At 40.8% G+C, this 23,887-nt stretch carries 22 protein-coding genes and 2 riboswitches; of the genes, 17 read left to right on the top strand and 5 right to left on the bottom strand.

The annotated features are described in order from the left end of the window. Positions 1 to 312 precede the first annotated feature (312 nt). The 5 genes from ABH966_RS19480 to ABH966_RS19460 all read right to left on the bottom strand — a co-directional run bounded on the left by ABH966_RS19480 (position 313) and on the right by ABH966_RS19460 (position 6,703). Complete coding sequence (locus ABH966_RS19480; RefSeq protein WP_370081277.1) at positions 313 to 3,810, bottom strand: S8 family peptidase; 3,498 nt, start codon at positions 3,808 to 3,810, stop codon at positions 313 to 315. A 260-nt stretch (positions 3,811 to 4,070) separates the two neighbouring features. Beyond that, entirely contained in the window at positions 4,071 to 4,907 is an 837-nt protein-coding gene (locus ABH966_RS19475) for an energy-coupling factor ABC transporter ATP-binding protein (protein ID WP_370081275.1), read from the bottom strand. Then, complete coding sequence (gene cbiQ, locus ABH966_RS19470; protein WP_370081273.1) at positions 4,907 to 5,677, bottom strand: cobalt ECF transporter T component CbiQ; 771 nt, start codon at positions 5,675 to 5,677, stop codon at positions 4,907 to 4,909. The genes ABH966_RS19475 and cbiQ overlap by 1 nt, the downstream gene beginning before the upstream one ends. 5 nt (positions 5,678 to 5,682) lie before the next feature. Next, on the bottom strand, positions 5,683 to 5,955 hold the full coding sequence (locus tag ABH966_RS19465; RefSeq protein ID WP_370081271.1) for an energy-coupling factor ABC transporter substrate-binding protein: 273 nt from the start codon (positions 5,953 to 5,955) through the stop codon (positions 5,683 to 5,685). A 1-nt stretch (position 5,956) separates the two neighbouring features. After that, positions 5,957 to 6,703, bottom strand: a complete 747-nt coding sequence (locus tag ABH966_RS19460) for an energy-coupling factor ABC transporter permease (protein ID WP_370081269.1) — start codon at positions 6,701 to 6,703, stop codon at positions 5,957 to 5,959. A 139-nt stretch (positions 6,704 to 6,842) separates the two neighbouring features. After that, a riboswitch (cobalamin riboswitch) is annotated at positions 6,843 to 7,027 on the bottom strand. 229 nt (positions 7,028 to 7,256) lie between these two features. Then, positions 7,257 to 7,439, top strand: a riboswitch (cobalamin riboswitch). Positions 7,440 to 7,577: 138 nt separating this feature from the next. Here ABH966_RS19460 and ABH966_RS19455 point away from each other — a divergent pair. The 17 genes from ABH966_RS19455 to ABH966_RS19375 all read left to right on the top strand — a co-directional run bounded on the left by ABH966_RS19455 (position 7,578) and on the right by ABH966_RS19375 (position 23,850). Beyond that, complete coding sequence (locus tag ABH966_RS19455; protein WP_370081267.1) at positions 7,578 to 7,949, top strand: (2Fe-2S) ferredoxin domain-containing protein; 372 nt, start codon at positions 7,578 to 7,580, stop codon at positions 7,947 to 7,949. A 4-nt stretch (positions 7,950 to 7,953) separates the two neighbouring features. Continuing rightward, positions 7,954 to 9,624, top strand: coding sequence for a precorrin-3B C(17)-methyltransferase (gene cobJ / locus ABH966_RS19450; protein ID WP_370081265.1), 1,671 nt, complete (start codon positions 7,954 to 7,956; stop codon positions 9,622 to 9,624). 14 nt (positions 9,625 to 9,638) lie between these two features. Then, positions 9,639 to 10,562, top strand: a complete 924-nt coding sequence (locus ABH966_RS19445; protein WP_370081263.1) for a sirohydrochlorin chelatase — start codon at positions 9,639 to 9,641, stop codon at positions 10,560 to 10,562. After that, positions 10,559 to 11,320, top strand: coding sequence for a precorrin-6A reductase (gene cobK, locus ABH966_RS19440; RefSeq protein WP_370081261.1), 762 nt, complete (start codon positions 10,559 to 10,561; stop codon positions 11,318 to 11,320). The genes ABH966_RS19445 and cobK overlap by 4 nt, the downstream gene beginning before the upstream one ends. 12 nt (positions 11,321 to 11,332) lie before the next feature. After that, positions 11,333 to 11,992 (top strand): precorrin-8X methylmutase, encoded by a 660-nt coding sequence (locus ABH966_RS19435; RefSeq protein ID WP_053594968.1) that lies wholly within the window; start codon positions 11,333 to 11,335, stop codon positions 11,990 to 11,992. Positions 11,993 to 12,024: 32 nt separating this feature from the next. Continuing rightward, positions 12,025 to 13,125, top strand: coding sequence for a cobalt-precorrin-5B (C(1))-methyltransferase (locus tag ABH966_RS19430; protein WP_370081347.1), 1,101 nt, complete (start codon positions 12,025 to 12,027; stop codon positions 13,123 to 13,125). Then, entirely contained in the window at positions 13,082 to 14,302 is a 1,221-nt protein-coding gene (gene cbiE / locus ABH966_RS19425; protein ID WP_370081259.1) for a precorrin-6y C5,15-methyltransferase (decarboxylating) subunit CbiE, read from the top strand. Before ABH966_RS19430 ends, cbiE begins: the two co-directional genes overlap by 44 nt. Next, entirely contained in the window at positions 14,295 to 15,002 is a 708-nt protein-coding gene (cobI, locus tag ABH966_RS19420) for a precorrin-2 C(20)-methyltransferase (RefSeq protein ID WP_370081257.1), read from the top strand. Before cbiE ends, cobI begins: the two co-directional genes overlap by 8 nt. Further along, positions 15,002 to 15,787, top strand: coding sequence for a precorrin-4 C(11)-methyltransferase (cobM, locus tag ABH966_RS19415; protein ID WP_370081255.1), 786 nt, complete (start codon positions 15,002 to 15,004; stop codon positions 15,785 to 15,787). The genes cobI and cobM overlap by 1 nt, the downstream gene beginning before the upstream one ends. Then, on the top strand, positions 15,780 to 16,901 hold the full coding sequence (locus tag ABH966_RS19410) for a cobalt-precorrin 5A hydrolase (RefSeq protein ID WP_370081253.1): 1,122 nt from the start codon (positions 15,780 to 15,782) through the stop codon (positions 16,899 to 16,901). The genes cobM and ABH966_RS19410 overlap by 8 nt, the downstream gene beginning before the upstream one ends. A gap of 11 nt (positions 16,902 to 16,912) precedes the next feature. Then, positions 16,913 to 18,280, top strand: a complete 1,368-nt coding sequence (locus tag ABH966_RS19405) for a cobyrinic acid a,c-diamide synthase CobB (protein ID WP_370081251.1) — start codon at positions 16,913 to 16,915, stop codon at positions 18,278 to 18,280. After that, entirely contained in the window at positions 18,273 to 18,911 is a 639-nt protein-coding gene (locus ABH966_RS19400) for a precorrin-2 dehydrogenase/sirohydrochlorin ferrochelatase family protein (RefSeq protein ID WP_370081250.1), read from the top strand. Before ABH966_RS19405 ends, ABH966_RS19400 begins: the two co-directional genes overlap by 8 nt. Next, positions 18,908 to 19,675, top strand: a complete 768-nt coding sequence (cobA, locus tag ABH966_RS19395) for a uroporphyrinogen-III C-methyltransferase (protein WP_370081248.1) — start codon at positions 18,908 to 18,910, stop codon at positions 19,673 to 19,675. Before ABH966_RS19400 ends, cobA begins: the two co-directional genes overlap by 4 nt. Before the next feature lie 37 nt (positions 19,676 to 19,712). Further along, on the top strand, positions 19,713 to 20,273 hold the full coding sequence (locus ABH966_RS19390) for a nitroreductase family protein (protein ID WP_370081246.1): 561 nt from the start codon (positions 19,713 to 19,715) through the stop codon (positions 20,271 to 20,273). A gap of 14 nt (positions 20,274 to 20,287) precedes the next feature. After that, positions 20,288 to 20,824 carry a cob(I)yrinic acid a,c-diamide adenosyltransferase gene (locus ABH966_RS19385; RefSeq protein WP_370081244.1) on the top strand — a complete coding sequence of 179 codons (537 nt, stop codon included), beginning with the start codon at positions 20,288 to 20,290 and terminating at the stop codon, positions 20,822 to 20,824. A gap of 693 nt (positions 20,825 to 21,517) precedes the next feature. Further along, positions 21,518 to 23,017, top strand: coding sequence for a cobyric acid synthase (locus ABH966_RS19380; RefSeq protein WP_370081242.1), 1,500 nt, complete (start codon positions 21,518 to 21,520; stop codon positions 23,015 to 23,017). Further along, positions 23,014 to 23,850 (top strand): class I SAM-dependent methyltransferase, encoded by an 837-nt coding sequence (locus tag ABH966_RS19375; RefSeq protein WP_370081240.1) that lies wholly within the window; start codon positions 23,014 to 23,016, stop codon positions 23,848 to 23,850. Before ABH966_RS19380 ends, ABH966_RS19375 begins: the two co-directional genes overlap by 4 nt. The last annotated feature ends 37 nt before the right edge of the window (positions 23,851 to 23,887 follow it).

Raw genomic sequence — 23,887 nt, 5'->3', positions numbered from 1 at the left:
AGAGGAAGGGTAGATATCTCTAACATGTCATTATTATAAGGTGATTGGCGTGAAGACAGGGCACCTCCTTGGAGATTTTAGAGCCAGTAGGGGAACAAGGTTAAAAGCATCCTAAGCCTTCTTGATGAACGGAAATAAAATCTTCGTTATGGTGAATAAAACATAAATGTATAAAAAAATCCCCTAGATTTTCCATTGTCTAGGGGATAATCTTTCATTTTTTTGAAAACTTAAATCGTGCAGCTATTACACTACCTTCAACTGAAAAGTCTATTCTTCTACAAAGTTCGTTTTTCAGCCCAAGGCTATATCTTATTTTATTTCAAGTGTATACGGTTGAGTACTAGCTTTGCCGTAATATTCACTTACTTCAATATAGTAAGTGCCTTTATCTAGTTCGACTGTACCTACTTCAGCATCTCCAGCTCCGTAAAGATCTAAAGTTTCTACTGTTTTTCCTTTTGCATCAATAATTCGGATGACGCCATCTAGTGCTTTTTCTGTTTGAAGAGAGAATGACACATTGCGTTTGCTGTCGTTATTAAACTCAAAATAGTCCTTATCACCAAATGGAACACCAGCATTTAGATATTGAGTGGCTACCCATTTATCATCTTTTTTCGAAAGTACAGTTGGTTTTGTCGGTATACCGTTAACTAACTTAGAATCTGCATCTTCATCTGGTTTTTTATGATCAAACAAAGTTAAAGTATATGGCTGGATTGATACTTGTCCAACATTGCTTCCGTTAAGAACAATAAAATAACCGTGATCTTTTTTTGCTTTAAAGGAAGTATTTACATCTGTTGTTCCTCCAAGACCGAGTAACATTTGAAGGAGGTCTTCACCTTGTCCAAATGGAATTTGTGTTGCCATTTCTTCTGGATCGATTTCCATGTTACCATTTGTATCTTCAATAATGACGCCTGAAAACTTTAAGTCATTTTGAAGTTCTTTAGGTAATTGATTTAGTTGTTCTTTTGTAAATGGTACAGAAGAAATAAGAAGACTCATGACTTCATCGTTACCTTTTTGTTTGTAGTAGTAGAAATCAGTATCATCTTGATAAATGAGATGATCTTTGTAAGTGATACCAGGTTGAATCGTGTTAGCAGCTCCTGGTGAATTATTATTTCTATTATCGTCTTCTGGAATTGCTGCCATTTTACTAGTTTTAAGTGTATATGGTTCAGCAGAACGGTCACCAAGATTCATAACTTTTACAACATATGTTTTGTCCTTTTCCAATGCAATTGCCTTAGCATCGTTTGGATCACTTGTTTGTCCTAGAAGTAGCCCTAGTAGTCCCATATCATTCGTTAATGAAGTAACTGGATTTAATTCATTTGTCTTCTCATCGTATTCAAATATAGTCCCAGCTGGTGATTGGTTCATACCTTTTTGAATTTGGAAACCATATACGGCATCTTCTTTAGCAGTAAATGCGAAGTAATCTTCATCATCTTCTGTTTGGAAGTATGCTTTTTGATCTTTGCTGATATCAAAGCGAATTGCTTGGTCCATGATTTGGTCAACGTTTTCTGGTTTATCCATAGCATATGGATTCATGAATATATTCATGAAATCATTTTGTTGCTTACGTTTTTTTGTTTTATATTCAGTTAAAGGTAAAAGACTCTCTTGTACGTTGTCTTCTAGCATCATCGCATTTAATTGAAGGCCATCTTCATCTATAGGATAAGTAACGACTTCACCTTTTAATGTGTAAGGGATGATTGATTCACTAACAGTTTGCTCAGTATCAATACCGCCGCTAAAGAACATATCAAGTGAAAAATTACTACCGGTTTCATTAGATACGCTTATTACATACTCTTCCTCAGGTATAGCATCGACAACTAAGTTTACTCCATCGCCTTTATCCGCGCCGTAAGTTGCTCGAATTGGATAGGCCTCATTTAATCCTTCAACATCGTCTTCCTCTGTCGGAACATTAACTAAGTCTTCTTTTAGAAAAAGCTCCATGGATGCAGTAACACCTGGAATCCCAGTTAAATCAAATTTCAGTGTCGTTGGTTCATTCACTGAAAATGTAAAATAATCTTTGTCACCTAGATGATCTTCAGAAAGTAGGGTATAGTTTTTCCCGGCTGTACTGAATGGGAATTTTTCAATCTTCTCCATATGTTCCATATCTAATGCATCAATTGGTAATTTTTTAGTCGTTTGAGCCGTGAAGACGTAGTTAGAATCACCCTTTGAGCTATAGCTGCCATTTTGATCTTTAACTCCAATAAGAAGGGTTCCTTTTTGATCTGCATTATATAGGTATCCTTCTTGCTTGCCTACGCGAACATCATTGACGTTAATTGGTTCTACTTCTTCTTTTTGACCTTCAGGGTAGAAGTATAAATCAAATGCATAATCGTATTTGTTTGCACCTTTTAATGTCAGTTGAGCATACTCATTTGCGTCTAGATCAACCTTGTACCATTTCTTTTCGTCCGGTAACTTGAATTCTCCTTTTTCGGTATTTAAGGTATCTTTTTTAAGAACTTTTGCGTTTTTCAAGCGCTCTTCTTTTGTTTCAGAATACTGTTTTGGTAGATTGTTAATATTAAACTGTAATGCTTTCACAGGATCTACTAGGCCATGTCCATATGTAAGATCATAGCCCTTGTCACCTAAATCCTTTGCAGTCATTTCGAGAATAGCTTCTATTTCATAAGGCTTTAAATCTGGATATTTTGATTTTAGTAGGGATGCCACACCTGCAACAACAGGAGAGGCCATCGATGTTCCGCTAAATTTTACAAAGGAGGATCCTTTTTTCTCATCATAAACTGAACTATATATATCTTCGCCTGGAGCTACTAGATCAACCGATGGGCCGTAGTTTGAATAGCTTGATAGTTTGTTTCTATCATTCGTAGAACCTACACTTATAACGCCTTCGAATGAAGCAGGGAAGGAGTAATTATCTGTCGATTCATTTCCAGCAGCAGCTACAACGGTAATTCCTTTATCAATCGCTTTCTGAACGGCTTCCTCCATTAATGGAGATTCACCATAGCCGCCAAGACTCATATTGATAACATCGGCGCCTTGCTCAATAGCGTAAAGGATTCCTTGTGCAATGGCGAAATCACTAGCACCATCTTTTCCGTTGAATACATCAATTGGAAGAAGCTTGGCATTTGGATTAATCCCATGGCCTCCAATCCCATTATCTTTTGCCGCTCCAACAATGCCTGCTACATGTGTTCCATGCTCACTAGGATAAGAAGTATTGGCAGGTGCTGCAGCATTATATGGTGGTAGCACTTGAGATTTTAAATCAGGATGTTTAAAATCCACGCCACCATCGATAACTGCTACTTTTACCTCGTTGTTACCTGCTAATTCTAGTGCTTTATCAATTTGAAGAAGATTCAAATGATACATATCCTGTTTCTTTGGATCTACTTCAGTGCCAAAGGAATGATACACGTAGCTTGGGGATACACGTTTAACCCCTTTTTGCTTAGTATAATATGAAACTGCTTTTTCTAAATTTGTTCCTTTGTTAAGTTGGATAACATCGTATCCTAATGAAGGAATAGAGCGGATCACTTTTGCGCCAATTTTTTTGTGTGCATTCTTATCAAGACCGGAATGTTTGACGATAATAGTATCCTGACTAATCCATTCTTTTTGATTCTTAGATGATTGTTCCTTATTGCTAGCTATTTTCACTAACTCTTGGTTCTTTGCTGTTTTTTGTGGTGCTTCAGCAAAGGCAGAAGTAGCAGGAACCATTAGTGCTGCGGATGCAACTAAAGCTACTGATTTTTTCTTCCAGTTTTTCAACTGTATTCCCTCCTTGGGTGTTCCAAATATTTGTGACATCTATACTATTACGAATGAACGATAGAAAAGTTTCGTAATAAGTATATATTTTTCCAAAAGTACCATTCTATATTTTACCACGTTCCTCGTTATAAAAATATGTAGAAGGGAAGTCAAAAATCCTCAAAGGACCATAGGGTACATCCTACTCGATTTGTGCGTTTGGAGTAGTAGCGTGGATTCTACTACAATTGAAAAGTACCAAATATGGACAAATTATCTTAAAGCCGCTCAATAAGTCTGTGTAAATCTTTCTTCGAACGAGGCATTTTTATGTTTTTCTCAAATAACTTTTTCTTTTGTAAGGCAACGGCCATTTCAAAGACCCATGGGCGTTCAAGATGGGCTCTTTCAAGCAAATCCTCTTGGAAGAACATTGCTACTGGATCTCCATTGTAAATAATTCTCCCAGCTTCCATCACGATGATTTGATCTGCCCATTCATAGGCTAAGGGGATATCATGCGTTGCCAATAATATTGTTCGTTCCCCGTTTTCTAACATAGCTAAATACTGTAAAACTTGTGCACTATAATAATTATCTAGTCCAGCTGTCGGTTCATCTAATAATAAAACGGAAGGTTCCATTGCAAGTACGCCTGCCATTGCGACACGTTTTTTCTGACCAACACTTAAAAAATGGATCGGTTTATCTAGCAATGCTTCGACTTCGGTTTGAGCGACAGCCCACGCAATTTTTTCCTCGATTTTTTCAGTTGTCCAGCCAAGATTCAAAGGACCAAATGCAATATCTTGCTTAACTGTGCCGGAAAAAAGCTGGTTGTCTGCATCCTGAAAAACAATACCAACCTGTTGGCGTAATTCTTTTAATGCTTTTCTACTATAGTTCAGTTCATTGCCACAAAAGGAGATACTTCCAGCGGTAGGCTTCAAAATACCATTTAAATGCTGAAATAACGTTGATTTCCCGGCTCCATTATGACCAAGTAAAGCGATTTTTTTTCCCTTTGGAATTTGAAGTGTAATATCTGTTAAGGCATGAGTTCCATCTGCATAAGCGTAGGATAAATGTGTTAAATCAAAGTATAAATCTGTCATCAGAAAAAACCTCCATAAATGATGAGGAGTATAAAAATAGCAGCAATACCTATCCAATTTTTCGTGTTACAGGGAACATCATCCTGCCAATAGACCATTTCGCCACCACGTGCTTCCATTGCATTGTTTAGCTCACGACTGCGTTGGAACATCTCGACAAATAAAGCTGCAATTAGCATTGATACCGATCGAAGCCACTGCATAGGGGAGCTGTATCCCAGACGAGCCTGTTGGGCAAGATGAATTTTTTGCATACTGTCTAAAAAGATAAAAATAAAACGATACGTTAGCTCTACTAACTCTACAAATAGAGTTGGGAGTCGCCATTGTCGTAAGACGTAACAAATAGATTGGACTGATGTTGTGAGAATTAAAAAATACAAACAGCTAATGCTGCCAAGGACGATGAAAAAAAGCTGCTGCGCTGTTACTAGGCTTGCACTGCTGACAAAAATTGTCCAATTATGAAGAGAAAATGACCAAATGTTTGAAGGAAGCCTGTTTGTCGCTGGCGCGATAGAAATTAAAATGGATACTAAACTTGATAGTAAAAAAAATCCAGGTAGCAACAATAACTTTGCGTAATATTTAGCAGGGATTTTTGCGCCTAAAATGATAAAAGCACTCATCACAATAAATGTAATGAGTGAAATTCGTTCATCTCTCATGATAAGCGACAATAAAAGCAGTCCAAGGGATAACGTCATTTTTTCTAGCGGATGAACAGACGCTAGTTTATTCAAATAAGCATACTTATCAATGAGTAACATAGCGTTTAACCTTCTTTATGTTTGCCGCGCATTAAGCCGATGAAATACCCGATGAAACCAGCACCGATAGCAGCTTGTAGTGCGAATAATAAGCTTTCAATTTCACCACTTGGTGGTTCCCATAAGCTTTCAAACCATGGCTCGTAGCTAGCATCTATTTCACTAATTGCTGCTTCCGCTTCGCCATCAGCCCCTTCGAATTCAGCACCTTTTTGAATAAACAGGGGAACGATTGCTAACAACACAACAATGGCGATGAGCAGTAAGTTTTTTTTCATTTTAGTGAGCCTCCTTTGCAGAGAACACACGTAGAGCTTTTAGTTCACTCACATTGTATTTTTTCAGAAAGTTCATAACGATCACTGTTAAAATTCCTTCACTAACAGCAAGAGGAATTTGTGTTAACGCAAAAATACCAGCAAATTTAGTGAATGAAGCCATAAAGCCTCCGACCTCAGAAGGGAAGGCAAGAGCTAATTGGACAGAAGTGACAATATATGTACCTAAGTCACCAAGCATTGCTGCTAAAAAGACAGCAATGGAAAAGGATAGTCCCAATTTTTGTGAGCCCTTAAATACATAGTAGGCGATAATAGGACCCATAATTGCCATAGAAAAAGTGTTTGCCCCTAATGTTGTAAGCCCACCATGCGCTAACAGTAAAGATTGGAATAATAATACGATTGTCCCGATAACACTCATCGCTAATGGTCCAAAAAGAACTGTTCCAAGTCCAACACCTGTAGGATGCGAGCAACTTCCTGTTACAGAAGGGATTTTTAAGGCAGAAAGTACAAAGGCAAAGGCACCCGAAAGCCCTAATATCATTTTTGTTTCAGGATTTTCATCAATGGTTTTACGAATAGAACGTAATCCTAAAATAATAAATGGAATCGAAATGACCCACCAAAAAATCGCCCATTCGATTGGCAAAAAGCCCTCCATTATATGCATCGCAAATGCACGATTTGGTACGAATAAAAATGCCAATAAAAAATAACTAAGCTTCCAACCTGAAAATTTCAAAAATCTCTCCTCCTTACATTAAAATTTTTAGAAAAAGTATGCGAAAAAAAGCACTTCTCCGATAGTGGAAAAGTGCATAGCTAAAAAAGCAAATAAAATTCTAATCTGCTAAGCCGCACACCCATCCTCGTAGGTTGAAACGATCACATATTTTTCGGCAGGTCTCCTGGCTTTAGTTCAACGTTTTATAGGCCTTCCCATCCTTTGGACAGTGACATTATCTATAAAACTCCCTAATACAGTGGCGGGACCGCGCCGGACTTAAACCGGCTTCCCTTTTAAGCGAAATGCTGAACATTTCACACCGAAAAAAAGATGAAGTTGTGAGATTTCACGACAAAGTGTAACACGAATTTCCATATATATGCTATCCCTTTTGTGAAAAAATTTTAAATTGGGTGTCTATGTCGAAAATTTAGATAAATAGAAAATGGATGTCGCATTTTTCTATGGAATTTTAAAAAAATTGTCACAAATTAAGAAAGAAATATTGAAATTTTAAAAAAATAAGCTATGATAGAAACAGTTTTCAATTACAAAAAAACCATATAATTCATATAAAACATCCATAAGTGCTTGAATATTCAAGATAATAGGGAAATCGGTGAAAGTCCGATACAGCCCCCGCTACTGTAATAGCTGATGAAATCGCGGATGCCACTAGTGAAAACTTAGGAAGGCGCGAAAGTAAAAGGAAGCTTAAGTCAGGAAACCTGCTTATGTGATGATGCAAGCAAACTTTTCGGAGGGAGAAGTTGAAGCGAAAGCGAGTACCAGTATATATTCGTTTTTATTTGGCTTCTACTAAACCTTTACTCTTCGTCTAGAGTAAAGGTTTTTCTTTTTCCTAAAAGCATATGAGGGGAGAACGACTATGACAACTTGGAATTTAGAGGGGATGAAAACACATCTTTTTATTTGCAATGGTAGTAGTTGTATGAAAAAAGATGCTGAGGACATTACACAGGCAATTCGTGATGAAATACAGTTACTGGAGCTTGATAAGGAGATACATACAACAAGGACCCGCTGTAATGGCAGGTGTAAGGATGCTTGTGTTGTCATTGCATATCCTCAGGGCAATTGGTACCGAGTGCCAACGAAGGAGCATGCGAGAGTACTTGTACAAGATTTAAATCATGAAGCGTTACATAATGAGCATGTTTTTACATTGCGTGAAGGTTCGTTGCAGCGTACAGCACAAACAACAGCCATTAAAGGCATTGAAAAGGTGAAAGAGGGGTAACAAAATGGCTCAAAAAGGTAAGATTTTCGTAGTTGGCTTTGGCCCTGGAGACTTTAAACATATTACGACTCGTGCTGTGGAGGCACTACAACAAAGTCATATGATTATAGGCTATAAAACTTATGTTGAACTGATTCAGGATTTAGTTAGTGCAAAGTCGATTATTAGTACTGGTATGACAGAGGAAGTTTCACGTGCGCAAGAAGCGGTGCGTCAAGCAGAGGCTGGAAGTATCGTATCGGTCATTTCCAGTGGGGATGCCGGGGTTTATGGAATGGCAGGATTAGTGTATGAGGTATTAATCGAGCTAGGCTGGACAGAAGCAACTGGTATCGAGGTAGAAATTGTTCCAGGTATTTCAGCTATTAATTCATGTGCCAGTTTACTAGGTGCTCCCATTATGCATGACGCCTGTACCATTAGTTTAAGTGACCACTTAACACCTTGGAATTTAATTGCAAAACGAGTAGAAGCAGCAGCAATGGCGGATTTTGTTATTGCTCTTTATAACCCGAAAAGTGGACGTCGTACGAGACAAATTGTAGAGGCACAACGAATTTTATTGGAATATCGTTCGCCAGATACACCAGTTGGACTTGTGAAAAGCGCGTATCGTGACCGTCAGGAAATAACGATGACTACTTTAGCAGAAATGCTTGAACATGATATCGGCATGTTAACAACGGTTATTATCGGGAATTCAACAACATTCTTCTACGACAATAAAATGATTACGCCACGTGGTTATCAGCGTAAATATACACTTGGTGAGGAAAAACAACCGTTACGACCACATCAACGACTTAAAGAAGAAAATGAACCATGGGCGATGAATCAAGAAACAGGAGCAGCACGTAATGATTTTGCGACAGATCCTAATGCCAATCGTATTAAGCCCAGTTTAGCCATAACACCACAACAAAAGCCTAAAAAATCGTCACTTGAAATGGCGACAGCTGCTCTTACTATGGTAAAGGGAACAAGCGCGGTGAAAGTAACACCTAAGCGTGTTCAACAAAAAATCGAATCTATTTTTGAATTAGCGGTTAGTCCTGGGGTTGCCAATAAGTTCTTTAGTCCTCAACAAATGATGACGTTGGCTGAGGTAGTTGGTGAGGAAGGAACGATGGAGTATACACCAGACCATCAAATTCATTTGAAAGTTCCAACGTCCGAGCCTGAAGAGGTTACCGCAAAGCTTCGTGAAGTTGGCTTTTTACTAGCACCAATTGGTGACGTGCTATCGTTAAAGGCTTGTGACTTCTGTTATGGAGAAAAGTTCGATTCGATTCCATATGCGGAAGAAATTCAAGAAAAGCTTGGTGGTATGTCGTTACCGAAAACATTAAATATCGGCTTTAACGGCTGCGGTATGGCATGTTATCGAGCAGTATTTGATGATATTGGCATTGTTTATCGTAAAAGTAAATTTGATGTTTTTATTGGTGCCAAGCCGGTTGGTCGTACAGCACATGCGGCCCAGCCAGTTGTTGAGGGATTAGAGCCTGAACAGCTCATCCCACTTATTACCGATATTATCGAAGAATATAAAGCAAATGCACATCCAAATGAACGTTTGTTTAAATACTTCAAGCGTGTGAAAAAGATATTACATTTTACGTATCAGGATATGTCTTCAAAAATAAAAGTAGAGCCCGCTCCATGCGGCGACTAGTGAGGAGTAATAAGATGAAAGCAATTTTATTTGTCGGCCACGGGAGCCGTTTAGCTGCAGGAAATGATGAGGTACGCACGTTTATCGAGCAAATGACACCTCGTATTGATGATAGCTTTTTAGTAGAAACATGTTTTTTAGAGTTCGCTTCGCCGAACATTGAAGAAGGTATTACGAACTGTGTGAAGAAGGGTGCTACAGAGGTACACGTTATTCCGATTATCCTTCTTCATGCTGGACATTCAAAAATGCATATTCCAGCAGAAATCGAACATGCGCGTGAGCATTATCCGAATATAACGTTCACATATGGTCAAACAATCGGTATCCATGAAGAAATATTTGCGATTTTAGAAGATCGTTTAGCAGAAATCGGCTTTAATGCGGAAGAAGAACAGAAGGATACTGCCATTTTATTAATTGCACGAGGCGGTAGTGACCCATATGCAAATGGTGATTTTTATAAAATTACACGTTTGTTATGGGAAAAACTCCCGGTTCAGTATGTAGAAAGCGCGTTTATGGGCGTCACAGATCCGCGTGTTGAAGAAGGAATAGAGCGCTGTGTGAAGCTGGGTGCTAAAAAAGTCATTATGCTACCGTACTTTTTATTCACAGGTATCCTAATGGAACGAATGAATGGTATGTGTAAGCAATTTAACGAAAAATATCCTGAATGTGATATTCAAATTGCTAACTATTTTGGCTATCATGAGCGTTTACAAAATGTGCTATTAGAGCGTATTGAGCAAGCTGTGAATGGTACATCAACAGGTATGCAAGATTTAGAAAATTATCGTGCTTATGCGGCAGTGCATGGACATGCGCATCATCATCACCATCATGACCACGATCATGGACATGATCATGATCATCACGATCACCATGATCACGATCACGACCATCATCACCATCATGAAGAGGAGCCAGTGAAATGATTTTCATGTTAGCAGGGACGAGCGATGCTAGGAATCTAGCACTTGAAATCCAGTCAGCAGGTTATGCTGTGACAGCAACGGTCGTTACTGAATCAGCTGCTTCTAGCCTGGCAGAAGTAGGCCTTCCTTATTTAATCGGTCGTTTAACAGCGGATGAAATGGCGACGATTATTACGGAGCGAGGGTACCGTTTAGTTGTAGATGCCTCTCATCCATTTGCTGAAGAAGCTTCAAAAAATGCCATGGCGGCAGCTGAGCTAGCAAATGTTCCTTATATTCGCTATGAACGTGCTCATGAGCATTATGCCCATCCACTAATTACGGTAGTGAAAGATTATGAGGAGGCTGCCCATTTAGCAGCGGAAATACGTGGTGTCATTATGCTAACGACGGGCAGTAAAACGCTAGCAACCTTTACGAAGGTATTACATGGTTTAGAAAATACACGAGTGATTGCGCGTATGCTTCCTCGACTCGATAATATGGAAAAATGCGAAGCACTTGGTGTGGCACAAAGAGATATTGTTGCCATACAGGGCCCTTTTTCAAAGGAATTAAACGAAGCCCTCTTTCGTCAATATGATGTGACATTGATGATCACGAAAGAAAGCGGCAAGGTTGGCTCGGTGGATGAAAAGCTAGACGCTGCCCTTGCATGTGGCATTGAAACGATTTTAATTGCAAGACCAAATATAAAATACGGACAGCAATATTTTACATTTGAAGATGTATTACAAGCTGTACAAAACACACTTTAGGAGGCCATTCAGATGGATTTTAAAACAGATTTCAAACCTTTAACAGTAGACCCAGATAAAATTTACGATTACAGTTTTTCAATTATTGCAGAGGAAATGGGCGAGCATAACTTCTCAGAGGATGAGTGGAAAGTTGTTCGTCGTATCATTCACGCTTCTGCTGACTTTGAATTAGGACGTAGCGTTATTATTACACCAGGAGCACTTGAGGCCGGTATTAAATCAATCCTTGCTGGTCGCCATGTCATTGCAGATGTGCAAATGATCGAAAGTGGTTCAGGGAAAAAACGCTTCCAAAAGCATGGTGGCGATTTACACTGTTATATTGCTGATGAAGACGTATCGATTGAGGCGAAAAAACAAAACACAACACGTGCAATTATTTCTATGCAAAAGGCTACTAAATTACATGAAGGTGGCATCTATGCAATTGGGAATGCACCAACAGCATTACTTGAATTAATTCGTTTAATTAAAGAAGGCTTAGCGAAACCAGATTTAATTATCGGTATGCCCGTTGGTTTCGTGTCAGCTGCTGAATCGAAGGAAGAGCTGTTAAAACTAGAAGGTATTCCGTATATTACAAATGTTGGTCGTAAAGGCGGTAGTACAGTGACGGTTGCCGCATTGAATGCTGTCTCACTTTTAGCGGATGAACAGGCGAAAAAATAGTGGAGCGGAAGCCAAAAAAGGATCCCAAAGACATGCGTCACGGTTATACAACGGGATCCTGTGCAACTGCAGTAACGAAGGCCGCATTACTTGCCTTAATTACAAATGAAGAGCAAGAAACAAGTACTATTCATTTACCGATTGGGCGAGATGCGACCTTTACGATAGAAAAATGTACATTTCAGCAGGATGCTGTCAGCTGTGAAACGATTAAAGATGCTGGTGATGACCCAGACGCAACACATAAAGCACTCATTATCGGCACGGTGAGCTGGTCGGATATACCAGGTATTCATCTGGACGGTGGAATTGGTGTCGGGCGTGTAACAAAGCCCGGCTTACCAGTACCTGTCGGAGAAGCGGCCATCAATCCAGTACCACGGAAGATGATTCATAGTACTGTACAAGGCGTACTTGATGAATTTCAAATTAAACGAGGCGTTAACGTAGTTATTTCCGTCCCTAAAGGTGAGGAAATTGCTAAAAAAACGTTAAATGGGAGACTTGGTATTATTGGAGGCATCTCCATTTTAGGTACAAGGGGAACCGTCGTGCCTTTTTCGAGTTCCGCCTATATGGCCAGCATTGTCCAAGCGATTAGTGTTGCAAAAGAGGCTGGTTGTGAGCATCTAGTTGTGACGACTGGTGGCCGCAGTGAAAAGTATGGGATGGCACAGTACCCTCATTTGCCAGAGGAAGCGTTTATAGAAATGGGCGATTTTGTAGGCTTTACATTAAAGCATTGTAAACGACTTGGTATGAAGCAAGTATCGCTTGTTGGTATGATGGGGAAATTCTCGAAGGTGGCACAAGGTGTCATGATGGTGCACTCCAAAAGTGCTCCTATTGATTTTAACTTTTTAGCACAATTAGCAGTGGATATAGGTGCAGATGAAGAAACCGTTACAAACGTACGAGAGGCAAACACTGCTTCACAGGTCGGAGAAATTATGGCAGAAAAGGGCTATGATGCATTTTTCAACCACTTATGTGAAGCTTGCTGTTATTCTTCATTACATCATATTAAGGGCGGTTTAACGCTTTCCACATCGATCTATTCGATGCAGGGACAATTATTAGGAAGGGCTGATGACATTGCATCGATCGATGAAATTGATTGGGATCGGGGATAACGGACAAGAAAGCTTACTACCACAATATGTACAGTGGATTGAAGACTGTGAGGTACTTGTTGGTGGAGAGCGTGTTCTAGAATTTTTCCCGAATTTCACTGGTGAAAAAATGTTGATTAAAGGTGGTCTTTCAGCGCTTGTCGAAAGGTTATCTGCAGAAACAAGAAATACAGTTATTTTAGCGTCAGGTGATCCATTATTTTACGGAATCGGTGGTTATTTAGCGAAAAAGCTAGACATTGACGTTTATCCATATATGAGCTCTGTGCAGCTTGCTTTTTCAAAGATGGGGGAAAGCTGGCAGGATGCTTATGTTACAAGTATTCATGGGCGCTCCATGAAAGGCTTAGCACAACGAATTGATGGTAAAAAGAAAGTGGCATTGCTAACAGATGCAGAGAATAATCCGAATGAGTTGGCACGTTATTTAAAGCACTTTGGCATGACAGAGTACCGTGCATTTGTCGCAGAAAATTTACAGGGCACAAATGAAAAATTCGGTTGGTATTCGCTTGATGAATTAGAAATGGCTGATTTTTCTCCATTAAATGTTGTCATTTTACAGCAAACTTCAGAACCGAAACGCTATGCACTCGGTATCGATGATGAAGAATTCTCACAGCGTAAGCCAGACAAAGGGCTGATTACGAAAAAAGAAATTCGTGTCTTAAGTTTACAAGCGATGCAACTGCAAAAGGATAGCACTATTTGGGACGTTGGGACATGTACGGGTTCGATGGCGATTGAGGCAGGCAAGCTTGCGCCAGAAGGTCAAATATTTGCCGTGGAGAAAAACGCTCCAGATTTAGAAAATTGCCTGCAAAATCAGCAAAAGTTCCGTGTAGATATTACTGCTATTCATAGTAAAGCGCCAGCAGGACTTGAAAACTTCCCTGACCCGAATGCGATTTTTATCGGCGGCACGGGAGGAGAAATGGTGGAGTTATTACAATTGTGCTGTACACGCTTAAAGCCAAATGGTCGTATTGTCTTGAATGCTGCAACCATTGAAAATTTATATAAAGCAGTCGAAGCGTTTAAGTCTTGTGGCTTTGCTGTAGACATCTTGCAGGCACAGCTTGCGCGCAGTAAACCAATATTAGATATGACACGTTTTGTCCCATTAAATCCAATTTACATTATTTCTGCATATCGAAAGGAAGAAAATCATGAGTAATCTTGGTATTTTATATGGCTTGGGCGTAGGTCCTGGCGACCCAGAGTTAATTACAGTTAAGGCATTCCGTATCATTCAAGAATCGCCTGTTATTGCCTATCCGAAAAAACTAAAAGGCAGTAAAAGCTATGCACATCGTATCGTAGATGTCTACATTAACCCAGAAGAAAAGGACATGCTTGGCCTAGTATTTCCAATGACAAAAGATGAAGCTGTATTAGAACGCGAATGGACGAAATCAGTGGAACTTGTCTATGGAAAATTAAAAGAAGGTAAGGATGTCGCATTTGTTACAGAAGGTGACCCATTATTATATAGTACGTTCATCCATATGATGAAGCTTATGCAGGACATGCACCCGGACGTTGAAATTCAAACAGTTCCTGGTATTTCTTCGTTCAACGGTTCAGCATCACGACTTGGCATTGCGCTGGCAGATGGCGATGATCGTGTTGCCATTGTCCCTGCCCATGATAACTATGAGGCGATGCGTGAAGCGATTGAAAGTCACGATGCAGTGGTGTTCATAAAAGTAGCGAAGGTTATTGATTTAATGCTTGAGGTGCTTCGTGATTTAGATTTACTTGATAAGGCATCAGTCGTAACAAAGGTAACGTCAGACGAAGAGATTATTTGGGATGTACGCGAGCTAGACGGTGTCGATTTAGAATATTTAACGTTAATGGTGGTGCGTAAATAATGAAGAAAATATATATTGTCGGCGCTGGTCCTGGTGATCCAGATTTAATTACAGTGAAGGGTTTACATATGCTACAAACAGCGGACGTAGTAATGTATACAGATTCTTTAGTGAGTGAGGACCTTATTGCAAAGGCACGACCAGATGCAGAGGTTATTCGTACGGCAGGTATGCATTTAGAGGAAATGGTAGCGACTATGGTAGATCGTGTCAATGCGGGGAAAGTGGTAGCTCGTATGCATACAGGGGACCCTGCGATGTATGGAGCCATCATGGAGCAGGTGGCACTATTAAAAAAAGAAGGTATTGGTTACGAGGTTATTCCTGGTGTTAGCTCTGTCTTCGCTTCTGCAGCGGCAATTGGGGCAGAATTAACTATTCCTGACTTAACACAAACACTTATTTTAACGCGTGCCGAAGGACGTACTCCTGTACCAGAATTTGAAAAGCTACGTGATTTAGCAAGTCATCATTGTACAATTGCCTTATTCCTGAGCGCAACGTTAACAAAGAAAATAGTAAAAGAATTACAAAATGCTGGCTGGGCTGATGATACACCAGTAGCTGTTATTCAACGAGCTTCTTGGCCAGATCAAAAAATCGTACGTACAACATTAATTGAACTGGATGAAGCCATGCGTGTAAACGGTATTCGTAAGCATGCGATGATTTTAGCTGGCTGGGCATTAGATCCAGATATTCATGATAAAGATCAATATCGTTCGAAATTATATGATGCTACTTTTACACATGGCTTTAGAAAAGGCGTGAAGACTAGTGATTGAGTTACAAGAGGGCGTATTGCCAGAGGTTGACCAACGAAATCCTTATGCAGTTGTCGCCATTACAAAGCACGGTGTTCAAATTGGACGTCGCTTGCAGCAAACCTTTGCTGCGAGCGACTTATATTACATGAGTAAATTCGAGCAGGGTGATGAAGCAGAAAAGCATATTCAGATGTTTACAGGTACTGTGCGTTTACTGTTGCCTACTCTTTTTAAGCAATATAAAGGCTTAATTTTAATCATTTCACTCGGTGCAGTTGTACGCATGATAGCACCGATTTTAAAGGATAAAAAGACAGATCCAGGCGTTGTTGTCATTGACGATCGTGGTGAAAACGTAATTAGCGTGTTATCGGGACATTTAGGTGGCGCCAATGAACTGACACATGAAGTAGCTGCAGCACTTGGAGCAAATCCGATTATTACAACAGCCTCAGATGTGCAAAAGACCATTCCGGTTGATTTATTTGGTGCACGTTTTGGCTGGGTATGGGATAGCGCCGACAAACTAACACCTGTCAGTGCCTCTGTTGTCAACGAGGAGCACGTCGCAATCGTTCAGGAAACTGGGGAACGTGACTGGTGGATGCGTGATACAGCGATGCCAGAACAAATTAAAATGTATCCGTCAACATATGCTGCGATTGAAGCGAAACCACATGCTACTCTGCTGATTACTGACCGCATCATTGACCCGGAGGAAGAAGTACTTCTTGAAAATGGTGTCATTTATCGACCAAAATCGGTCGTGCTTGGCATGGGCTGTAATCGTGGAACAGCTGTGGAAGAAATTGAGCAAGTCATTGATGAAACTCTTGCAGAGCTGAAGCTTTCGAAAAAAAGTGTGAAAGCGCTATGCACGATTGATTTAAAGAAGGACGAGCAATGCCTACTAGAAATAACGAAGAAATACGATTGGGAGTTTGTAACATATTCACCGGCGGAATTAAATGAAATTGATTTCCCATCACCTTCGGAAACCGTATTTAAATATACAGGAGCATACGGGGTGAGTGAGCCTGCAGCGATGCGTTATGCGCAGGTCGAGTCGCTTGTGCTAGAAAAGAAAAAATCGGGCAATGCTACAATCTCAGTTGCTAGATTAACATTTTAAGGAGGAAGCCTATGCAAACGAATCGCTTTGTACTTGCTGGTACTGGTAGTGGAGTTGGTAAAACAACCTTTACCATTGGACTCATGAAAGCGTTACAAGAAAAGGGCAAAATTGTGCAAGGCTTTAAATGTGGTCCCGATTATATTGACCCTACCTATCATACTGCCGTAACAGGAAGGGTATCGCGCAATATTGATAGCTGGATGTTTTCACATGAAGCAGTGCGTGATATAGTCGCGCGCGCAAGCAAAGATGCTGATGTTTCCATTATTGAAGGAGTTATGGGCTTTTATGATGGCAAAAGTCCGCTATCGGATGCTGGCTCTGCAGCAGACAATAGTGTTGTCACAGAGAGTCCTGTTATTTTAATTGTCAATTGTGCAAGTATGGCACGAAGTGTAGCGGCAGTTGTGAAAGGTTTTCAATTGTTGTCGGATCAACCGAATATCGTTGGTGTCATTGCCAACCAAGTCGGAAGTGTCGGTCATTATGAGATTGCGAAGGCTGCTATTGAGCAGGAGTGTGGTATTCCTGTCATCGGCTATTTGAAGCGAGAGGAAGGGATTGATATTCCTAGTCGTCATTTAGGATTAGTCCCTGCCATCGAACGAGGAGAACTCGATACATTTTTTGATAAGCTAGGCGCTCTAATGGCTGACACCATTGATTTAGATCATTTGCTTGAATTAACAAAGGCTCCTGTTCTACAAGAATCAGGGCAACTATTTGCGGAACAACCATCTCAAAATATTTGCATCGCTGTAGCAAAGGATGCCGCGTTTAACTTTTATTATGAAGAGAATTTGAATTTACTGCGTGCAAAAGGAGCCGAGCTTCAATTTTTCTCTCCACTTGCGAATGAGCCTGTTCCGGCTACAGCAGACGGATTGTATATAGGTGGGGGCTTCCCTGAAGAATTTGCAGATATTTTGGCGGATAATTCAGATGCCAAAAAGTCTATTCGTGAAGCAATTGCCAAAGGTCTTCCAACATTAGCTGAGTGTGGTGGCTTTATGTATTTGACGGAGGCTATTACGAATAGCAATGGTGACCGTTATGACATGGTTGGTGTTATTCCGGGAGAAGTAGCAATGCAAACAAAACTAGCGGCTCTCGGCTACCGTGAAATTTTTGGCACACCAAATAATTTTTTAATTGGTACAGATGAAGAAGCTAAGGGACATGAATTCCACTATTCAAAATATAGCGGCTCACATAATACGCCGGCCTATGAAACGAAGGGGCGCTTTGGTAACAAGAAAGAGGGCTACCAAGCAGGGAATTTAGTAGCTGGCTATACGCATTTTCATTTCGTATCTAACCCAAAGCTTGTTGACAATTGGTTAACAGCTTGTAAGAAGGTGAAAAATCATGACTAATTATTTTCCTATTCATATCAATATTGAATATAAAACCGTAGTAATTGTTGGAGGAGGGCATGTAGCAACACAGAAGGTAGCTTCACTGCTTCCAGCTAAAGCTAATATTGTCGTTGTCAGTCCAACTCTAGATGAATCCTTACTGACTCTTGCTGAGTCAGGGCAAATTACGTGGCGTGAAAAAGAATTTGAAGCGCGTGATTTAGATGATGCATCGCTCATCATTGCAGCGACAAATGATACGTCAGTAAATGAGGCTGTCCAAGAAGCAGCTCAACATTGGCAGCTCATCAACCGTGCAGATGCACAGGCTGAAAGCGACTTTATAACGCCAGCAACAGTGCGCCGTGGTCCTTTAGTGTTAACAGTGTCAACGTCAGGTGCCAGTCCAGCACTAGCGCGTAAAATCAAAGCTGATCTCGAAGAGCAATTTGATGACGTTTATGATGACTATGTATGCTTCCTACAGCAGGCACGTTTAATGATTGCTGCTAAGTTTGAAAAAGGCTCACAAAGACGTACCGCTTTACAAGCATTACTTGAACCAAACCTACTAGAATGGACACGTAGTGGAGAGATTGATAGACGTGAAGCATTTTTACAACAAATACTGATGGGAGAAGCGCGATGAAAGACGGAACAGTGTATTTAGTTGGAGCTGGACCAGGAGATCCAAAGCTCATTACAGTATACGGGCTCGAATGTATTCAAAAGGCTGATGTCATTGCATATGACCGTCTTGTGAACCCGAAATTACTAGAGTTTGCGAAAAAAGATGCTGAGCTTGTGTACTGTGGTAAATTACCTGGTAAGCATCACTTAATTCAAGATGAGATTCATACATTACTCGTCGAAAAAGCGCAGGAAGGCAAGGTTGTCACACGATTAAAAGGTGGCGATCCATTTGTTTTTGGTCGTGGTGCAGAAGAAGCGGAAATTTTAAAAAGTCATGGTATTGCTTATGAAATTGTGCCAGGTATTACAGCTGGAATTGCTGCCCCAGCGTATGCCGGCATCCCTGTAACACACCGTGATTTTGCAACAAGCTTTGCGCTTGTAACAGGGCATGGTCGTGAGGAAAAAGGACAGGACTTTTTAAATTGGCCAGCACTTGCAACAGGCATCGATACAGTCGCCTTTTATATGAGTGTTGGTAATATTGCTTATATTTCTAGAAAGCTCATCGAAAATGGTCGCAAAGCAACTACTCCAGTGGCCGTTATTGAGTGGGGAACAACAGAGCAACAGCGTACCATTACAGGACAGCTTGATGAAATTGCAAGCATTATTGAACGAGAAGGCTATCATAATCCTTCCATGATCGTCGTTGGCGAAGTCGTCAATGTACGTGACAAAATTCAATGGTTTGAAGAACAGGGACTAGGCCTTACATAAAGACAAAAGTTATTTGAGCATAGGGAGGAAACACATCATGACAGTAATCGAGGCTTTAAAAAATCGTCGAGCGATTCGCAATTACACGACACAGCCTGTTGAAAAAGAAAAAATCGAGCAAATTTTACAAGCAGCAACTTATGCTCCAAATGACCGTATGCGCGAACCTTGGCATTTTTATGTTATTCAAGGCGATGCGATGAAACGCTACGAGGAAATGGCAAATGCTTATTTGCAAGAGCGATTCCCAACAAAACCAAATTTAGTGGAAAGCTCGTTAAAAGTTGTTCAAACAACGCCTGTGGCCATTGTTGTGACAGCAGATATAGTAGAAGACGATGCTGATGCGACAGCAGATAATGTCTTTGCTGTATGTAGCGCTATTATGTCTATGTGGCTTACCGCAGAGGAGCAAGGACTTGGCTTCGTATGGCGTACACGTGGTGTAGGGCTTGTTCATGACCCGCGTATGCACGCATTCATTGGCGCAAGTGAATCACAAAAAGTAGTAGGAACGATCTTTATTGGCTACCCAGAAGAGCAGGAGCTTAAAGACAAGAAACGTACCTCATTTGAAGAAAAAACAACATGGCTTTAAGGGAGGCTTAAAGAATGGCTAGAAAAGGCTTGCTTTTAGTTTATACAGGTGAAGGGAAGGGCAAAACAACAGCTTCTCTTGGTGTCACATTACGCGCAGTAGGTCGAGGCCTAAAGGTGCGTTACATGCAATTTATTAAATCACCAGAGCGTACATACGGTGAGCAAATTGCTCTTCGGAAGCTTGGCGTAGAAATGGAGCAAATGGGAATCGGCTTCACTTGGACAAAAACACCCGAGGAGCATCGCGCTGCGTTAGCAAAGGCATGGAAAAAAACAAAGGCCGCTCTGCAAGACGACAGTATTGATGTACTCGTATTAGACGAGCTCAACAATGCGCTTGCTATTACAAAATTCCCAATCGATGATGTGCTCCCATTAGCCGAAGTCATTGAAGCTATTCAACAGCGCCCATCTACAATGCATTTAGTTGTAACAGGCCGTAGCGCCAATCCAGCGCTAATTGCAATGGCTGATTTAGTATCAACCATCGATGCGACAAAGCATTATTATGACGAAGGCATTCCAGCTGTTAAAGGTCTTGAATTCTAATTAGATCCTCTTGCAGCGGTGGGTACTCGCAGAACGGGGTAGAATCCCGGGAAGCAAGCTGAACCCCGTGTATCAAGTTGAACTTCGCACGTTTGTGAGAATACTCGCGCTCTGAGGGGAAATACTCGCGGAACGAAGCAGAATACTCGCGCTCTGAGGGGAAATACTCGCGGAATGAAGCAGAATACTCGCGCTTTGGGGAGGAATACTCGCGGAACGAAGCAGAATGCCCCCGCTCTGGAGGGAATGCCCGCGGAACGGGGTAGAATCCCGGGAAGCAAGCTGAACCCCATGTATCAAGTTGAACTTAGCACGTTTGTGAGAATACTCGCGCTTTGAGGGGAAATACTCGCGGAATGAAGCAGAATACTCGCGCTTTGAGGGGAAATACTCGCGGAATGAAGCAGAATACTCGCGCTCTGAGGGGAAATACTCGCGGAACGAAGCAGAATACTCGCGCTTTGGGGAGGAATACTCGCGGAACGAAGCAGAATACCCCCACTTTGGAGGGAATGCCCGCGGAACGGGGTAGAATCCCGGGAAGCAAGCTGAACCCCGTGTATCAAGTTGAACTTCGCACGTTTGTGAGAATACTCGCGCTTTGAGGGGAAATACTCGCGGATCGCAACAGAATACCCGCGAAAGCAAGAAGAACACCCGCACTTCAACTATAAAAAAAGGAGGGAAAAGACTATGCCAGCAAAATCTATCATGATTCAAGGGACGGCTTCTGATGTAGGGAAAAGTATGATTTGTACTGCGCTGTGCCGTATTTTCTCTGATGATGGGCTAAAGGTAGTACCGTTTAAATCACAAAATATGGCCCTTAACTCGTTTGTAACTCAAGATGGCGGTGAAATTGGCCGTGCACAGGGTGTACAAGCAGAGGCGGCACGAATTGTCGCCACTACGGATATGAATCCTATATTGCTAAAACCAAAGCAGGATATGGTATCGGAAGTGATTGTTCATGGCAGACATTTTTTAAATATGGACGCCAAAAGCTATCGCAATCAATTCGTTCAAGAAGCGATGCCGATCGTTGAAAAGTCAGTACGAACTTTACAAAATACATATGATGTCATTGTTCTTGAAGGTGCAGGAAGTCCGGCAGAAATCAATTTGAAAGACCGTGACATAGCAAATATGCGCATGGCTCATCTAGCAGATGCAGCGGTTGTGCTAGTTGCTGATATCGATCGAGGCGGAGTATTTGCATCGATTGTTGGAACACTCGCATTACTTGACGATGCAGAACGTGCACGTGTAAAAGGGCTGATTATTAATAAGTTTAGAGGGATGCGTGAATTACTCGATGATGGCGTTGAATGGGTTGAGCGTGAAACGGGGATTCCTGTCCTTGGAGTTGTACCATATATAGATGTCAATATTGAGGCTGAAGATTCGTTAGCACTATCTTCGTTGCGTTTTAAAAAACCAAAGCAAGGGGAGTTTGCAGTGGATGTGGCAATGATTCGTTTACCACGCATTTCAAACTTTACGGATGTCGATCCATTTTTTGATGAGCCAGAGGTTGGTGTGCGTTTAATTGGCAATGTCAATGAGCTTGGCACGCCCGACTTACTTATACTACCTGGAACTAAAAGTACAATAGATGATTTAGCGTGGTTAAAGGCACAAGGCTTCGATCATGCGATAGCAAATTTACGCGCACGAGGGACAAAAATTATTGGCATTTGCGGTGGCTTCCAAATGCTTGGCGAAACGTTACTAGACCCAGATGCAGTAGAAGGTAATGGTGATTCAGCGCAAGGTCTAGGTTTATTGCCAATGGAAACTGTTTTTGTTGGCGATAAAAAAACAGTTCAAATGACAGGAACAAGAGGACAGGATACGTTTACTGGCTATGAAATTCATCTAGGACGTACAAAAATTTTACGTGATGAAGTTTCACCATTTTTACAGCTTGCAGATGGACGAGTAGATGGGGCAGTAAGTGCTGATGAACAAGTGATCGGAACATATTTCCATGGTTTATTCCATAATCGTACCTTTACACGACAGCTTGTCAACGACATTCGCGTGAAAAAGGGGCTCGCTGCTTTACCAAGCGATGTGAAAAGTGACGCGGAACGTAGAGAGGACGCTTACAATATGCTGGCAAAGCATGTGCGTGCTAATCTCGATATGAAAAAAGTATATGAAATCATGAATATAGAGGTACCTGTATGACAAGAAAAGGACCGTTAGCTATTAATTATGAGGCGTTATGGCAGGAAGGTATGAAGGACTGGCATGGCCAAATGCCTGAAAGAATGGTCAATGATCAACTAGAGGAGCAGTTTTGGGTACAGTCAATCGCACGTAAAAAGGCTGGACAAACAGATCCTTATGCTGCAAAAAATTTTCAAGAAATTAAAAAAAGTATTCAATCTGAGGACTCGGTATTGGAAATTGGTCCAGGCTGGGGTAATTATACATTTCCACTAGCTGATCATGTGTGCAAGCTAACATGTGTAGATAGCTCAGAAAGTATTCTTAGCTATTTAGAAAATTGCATGGAAGACAAGCAGCATGTTTCCTATATTCATGCAAAATGGGAAAGCCTTGCTGAAGATGAAGTAGAAATGCACGATATCGTCATTGGTGTCAATTGCTTTTATCGTATGTATGAAATCAAATCAGCACTTTACCATATGAATCGTCTAGCTAAAAAGCGTGCAATTATTGGCATGACAACAGGGCCGATTCAACCCCACTATGAAATTTTATACGAAAAGTATGGCTACGATATTAAATTTCCACGAAGAGATTATATAGAATTTTTAAATTTGCTCTATGAAATGGACATTTATGCAGAGTGCAAAATCATCCCTTTAGAACGAGTGTATGAATATGAAAGCTATGAGCAGCTTGTCACAACACAAAGTAAAAAAATATTAAATAATACTTTTAATAGAGAGCATGTTGAGGAATCGCTCTTGCCGTTTATTGAGGAAAAGAACGGGCGTTATTATTATCGTCATGATTTCCATGCGGCACTCGTATCATGGGAGCCGAAATAATTATGAAACCTTTGGACAAAACTAGTGACCAAAGGTT

It is taken from the genome of Lysinibacillus sp. RC46 (genome assembly GCF_041262385.1).
Taxonomy (GTDB): Bacteria; Bacillota; Bacilli; order Bacillales_A; family Planococcaceae; genus Lysinibacillus.
The sequence above is the reverse complement of the archived record's forward strand: the minus strand, read 5'-3'. Positions and strand labels throughout refer to the sequence as shown.

Bases quoted from the DNA above. Each gene is read 5' to 3' on its own strand.
- ABH966_RS19430 (WP_370081347.1), top strand. From the start codon at position 12,025: ATGCGTCACGGTTATACAACGGGATCCTGTGCAACTGCAGTAACGAAG.
- ABH966_RS19385 (WP_370081244.1), top strand. From the start codon at position 20,288: ATGGCTAGAAAAGGCTTGCTTTTAGTTTATACAGGTGAAGGGAAGGGC.
- cobK (WP_370081261.1), top strand. From the start codon at position 10,559: ATGATTTTCATGTTAGCAGGGACGAGCGATGCTAGGAATCTAGCACTT.
- ABH966_RS19390 (WP_370081246.1), top strand. From the start codon at position 19,713: ATGACAGTAATCGAGGCTTTAAAAAATCGTCGAGCGATTCGCAATTAC.
- cobA (WP_370081248.1), top strand. From the start codon at position 18,908: ATGAAAGACGGAACAGTGTATTTAGTTGGAGCTGGACCAGGAGATCCA.
- ABH966_RS19475 (WP_370081275.1), bottom strand. From the start codon at position 4,907: ATGACAGATTTATACTTTGATTTAACACATTTATCCTACGCTTATGCA.
- ABH966_RS19445 (WP_370081263.1), top strand. From the start codon at position 9,639: ATGAAAGCAATTTTATTTGTCGGCCACGGGAGCCGTTTAGCTGCAGGA.
- cbiE (WP_370081259.1), top strand. From the start codon at position 13,082: ATGACATTGCATCGATCGATGAAATTGATTGGGATCGGGGATAACGGA.
- ABH966_RS19465 (WP_370081271.1), bottom strand. From the start codon at position 5,955: ATGAAAAAAAACTTACTGCTCATCGCCATTGTTGTGTTGTTAGCAATC.
- ABH966_RS19405 (WP_370081251.1), top strand. From the start codon at position 16,913: ATGCAAACGAATCGCTTTGTACTTGCTGGTACTGGTAGTGGAGTTGGT.
- ABH966_RS19400 (WP_370081250.1), top strand. From the start codon at position 18,273: ATGACTAATTATTTTCCTATTCATATCAATATTGAATATAAAACCGTA.
- cobI (WP_370081257.1), top strand. From the start codon at position 14,295: ATGAGTAATCTTGGTATTTTATATGGCTTGGGCGTAGGTCCTGGCGAC.
- ABH966_RS19435 (WP_053594968.1), top strand. From the start codon at position 11,333: ATGGATTTTAAAACAGATTTCAAACCTTTAACAGTAGACCCAGATAAA.
- cobJ (WP_370081265.1), top strand. From the start codon at position 7,954: ATGGCTCAAAAAGGTAAGATTTTCGTAGTTGGCTTTGGCCCTGGAGAC.
- ABH966_RS19375 (WP_370081240.1), top strand. From the start codon at position 23,014: ATGACAAGAAAAGGACCGTTAGCTATTAATTATGAGGCGTTATGGCAG.
- cbiQ (WP_370081273.1), bottom strand. From the start codon at position 5,677: ATGTTACTCATTGATAAGTATGCTTATTTGAATAAACTAGCGTCTGTT.
- ABH966_RS19455 (WP_370081267.1), top strand. From the start codon at position 7,578: ATGACAACTTGGAATTTAGAGGGGATGAAAACACATCTTTTTATTTGC.
- cobM (WP_370081255.1), top strand. From the start codon at position 15,002: ATGAAGAAAATATATATTGTCGGCGCTGGTCCTGGTGATCCAGATTTA.
- ABH966_RS19380 (WP_370081242.1), top strand. From the start codon at position 21,518: ATGCCAGCAAAATCTATCATGATTCAAGGGACGGCTTCTGATGTAGGG.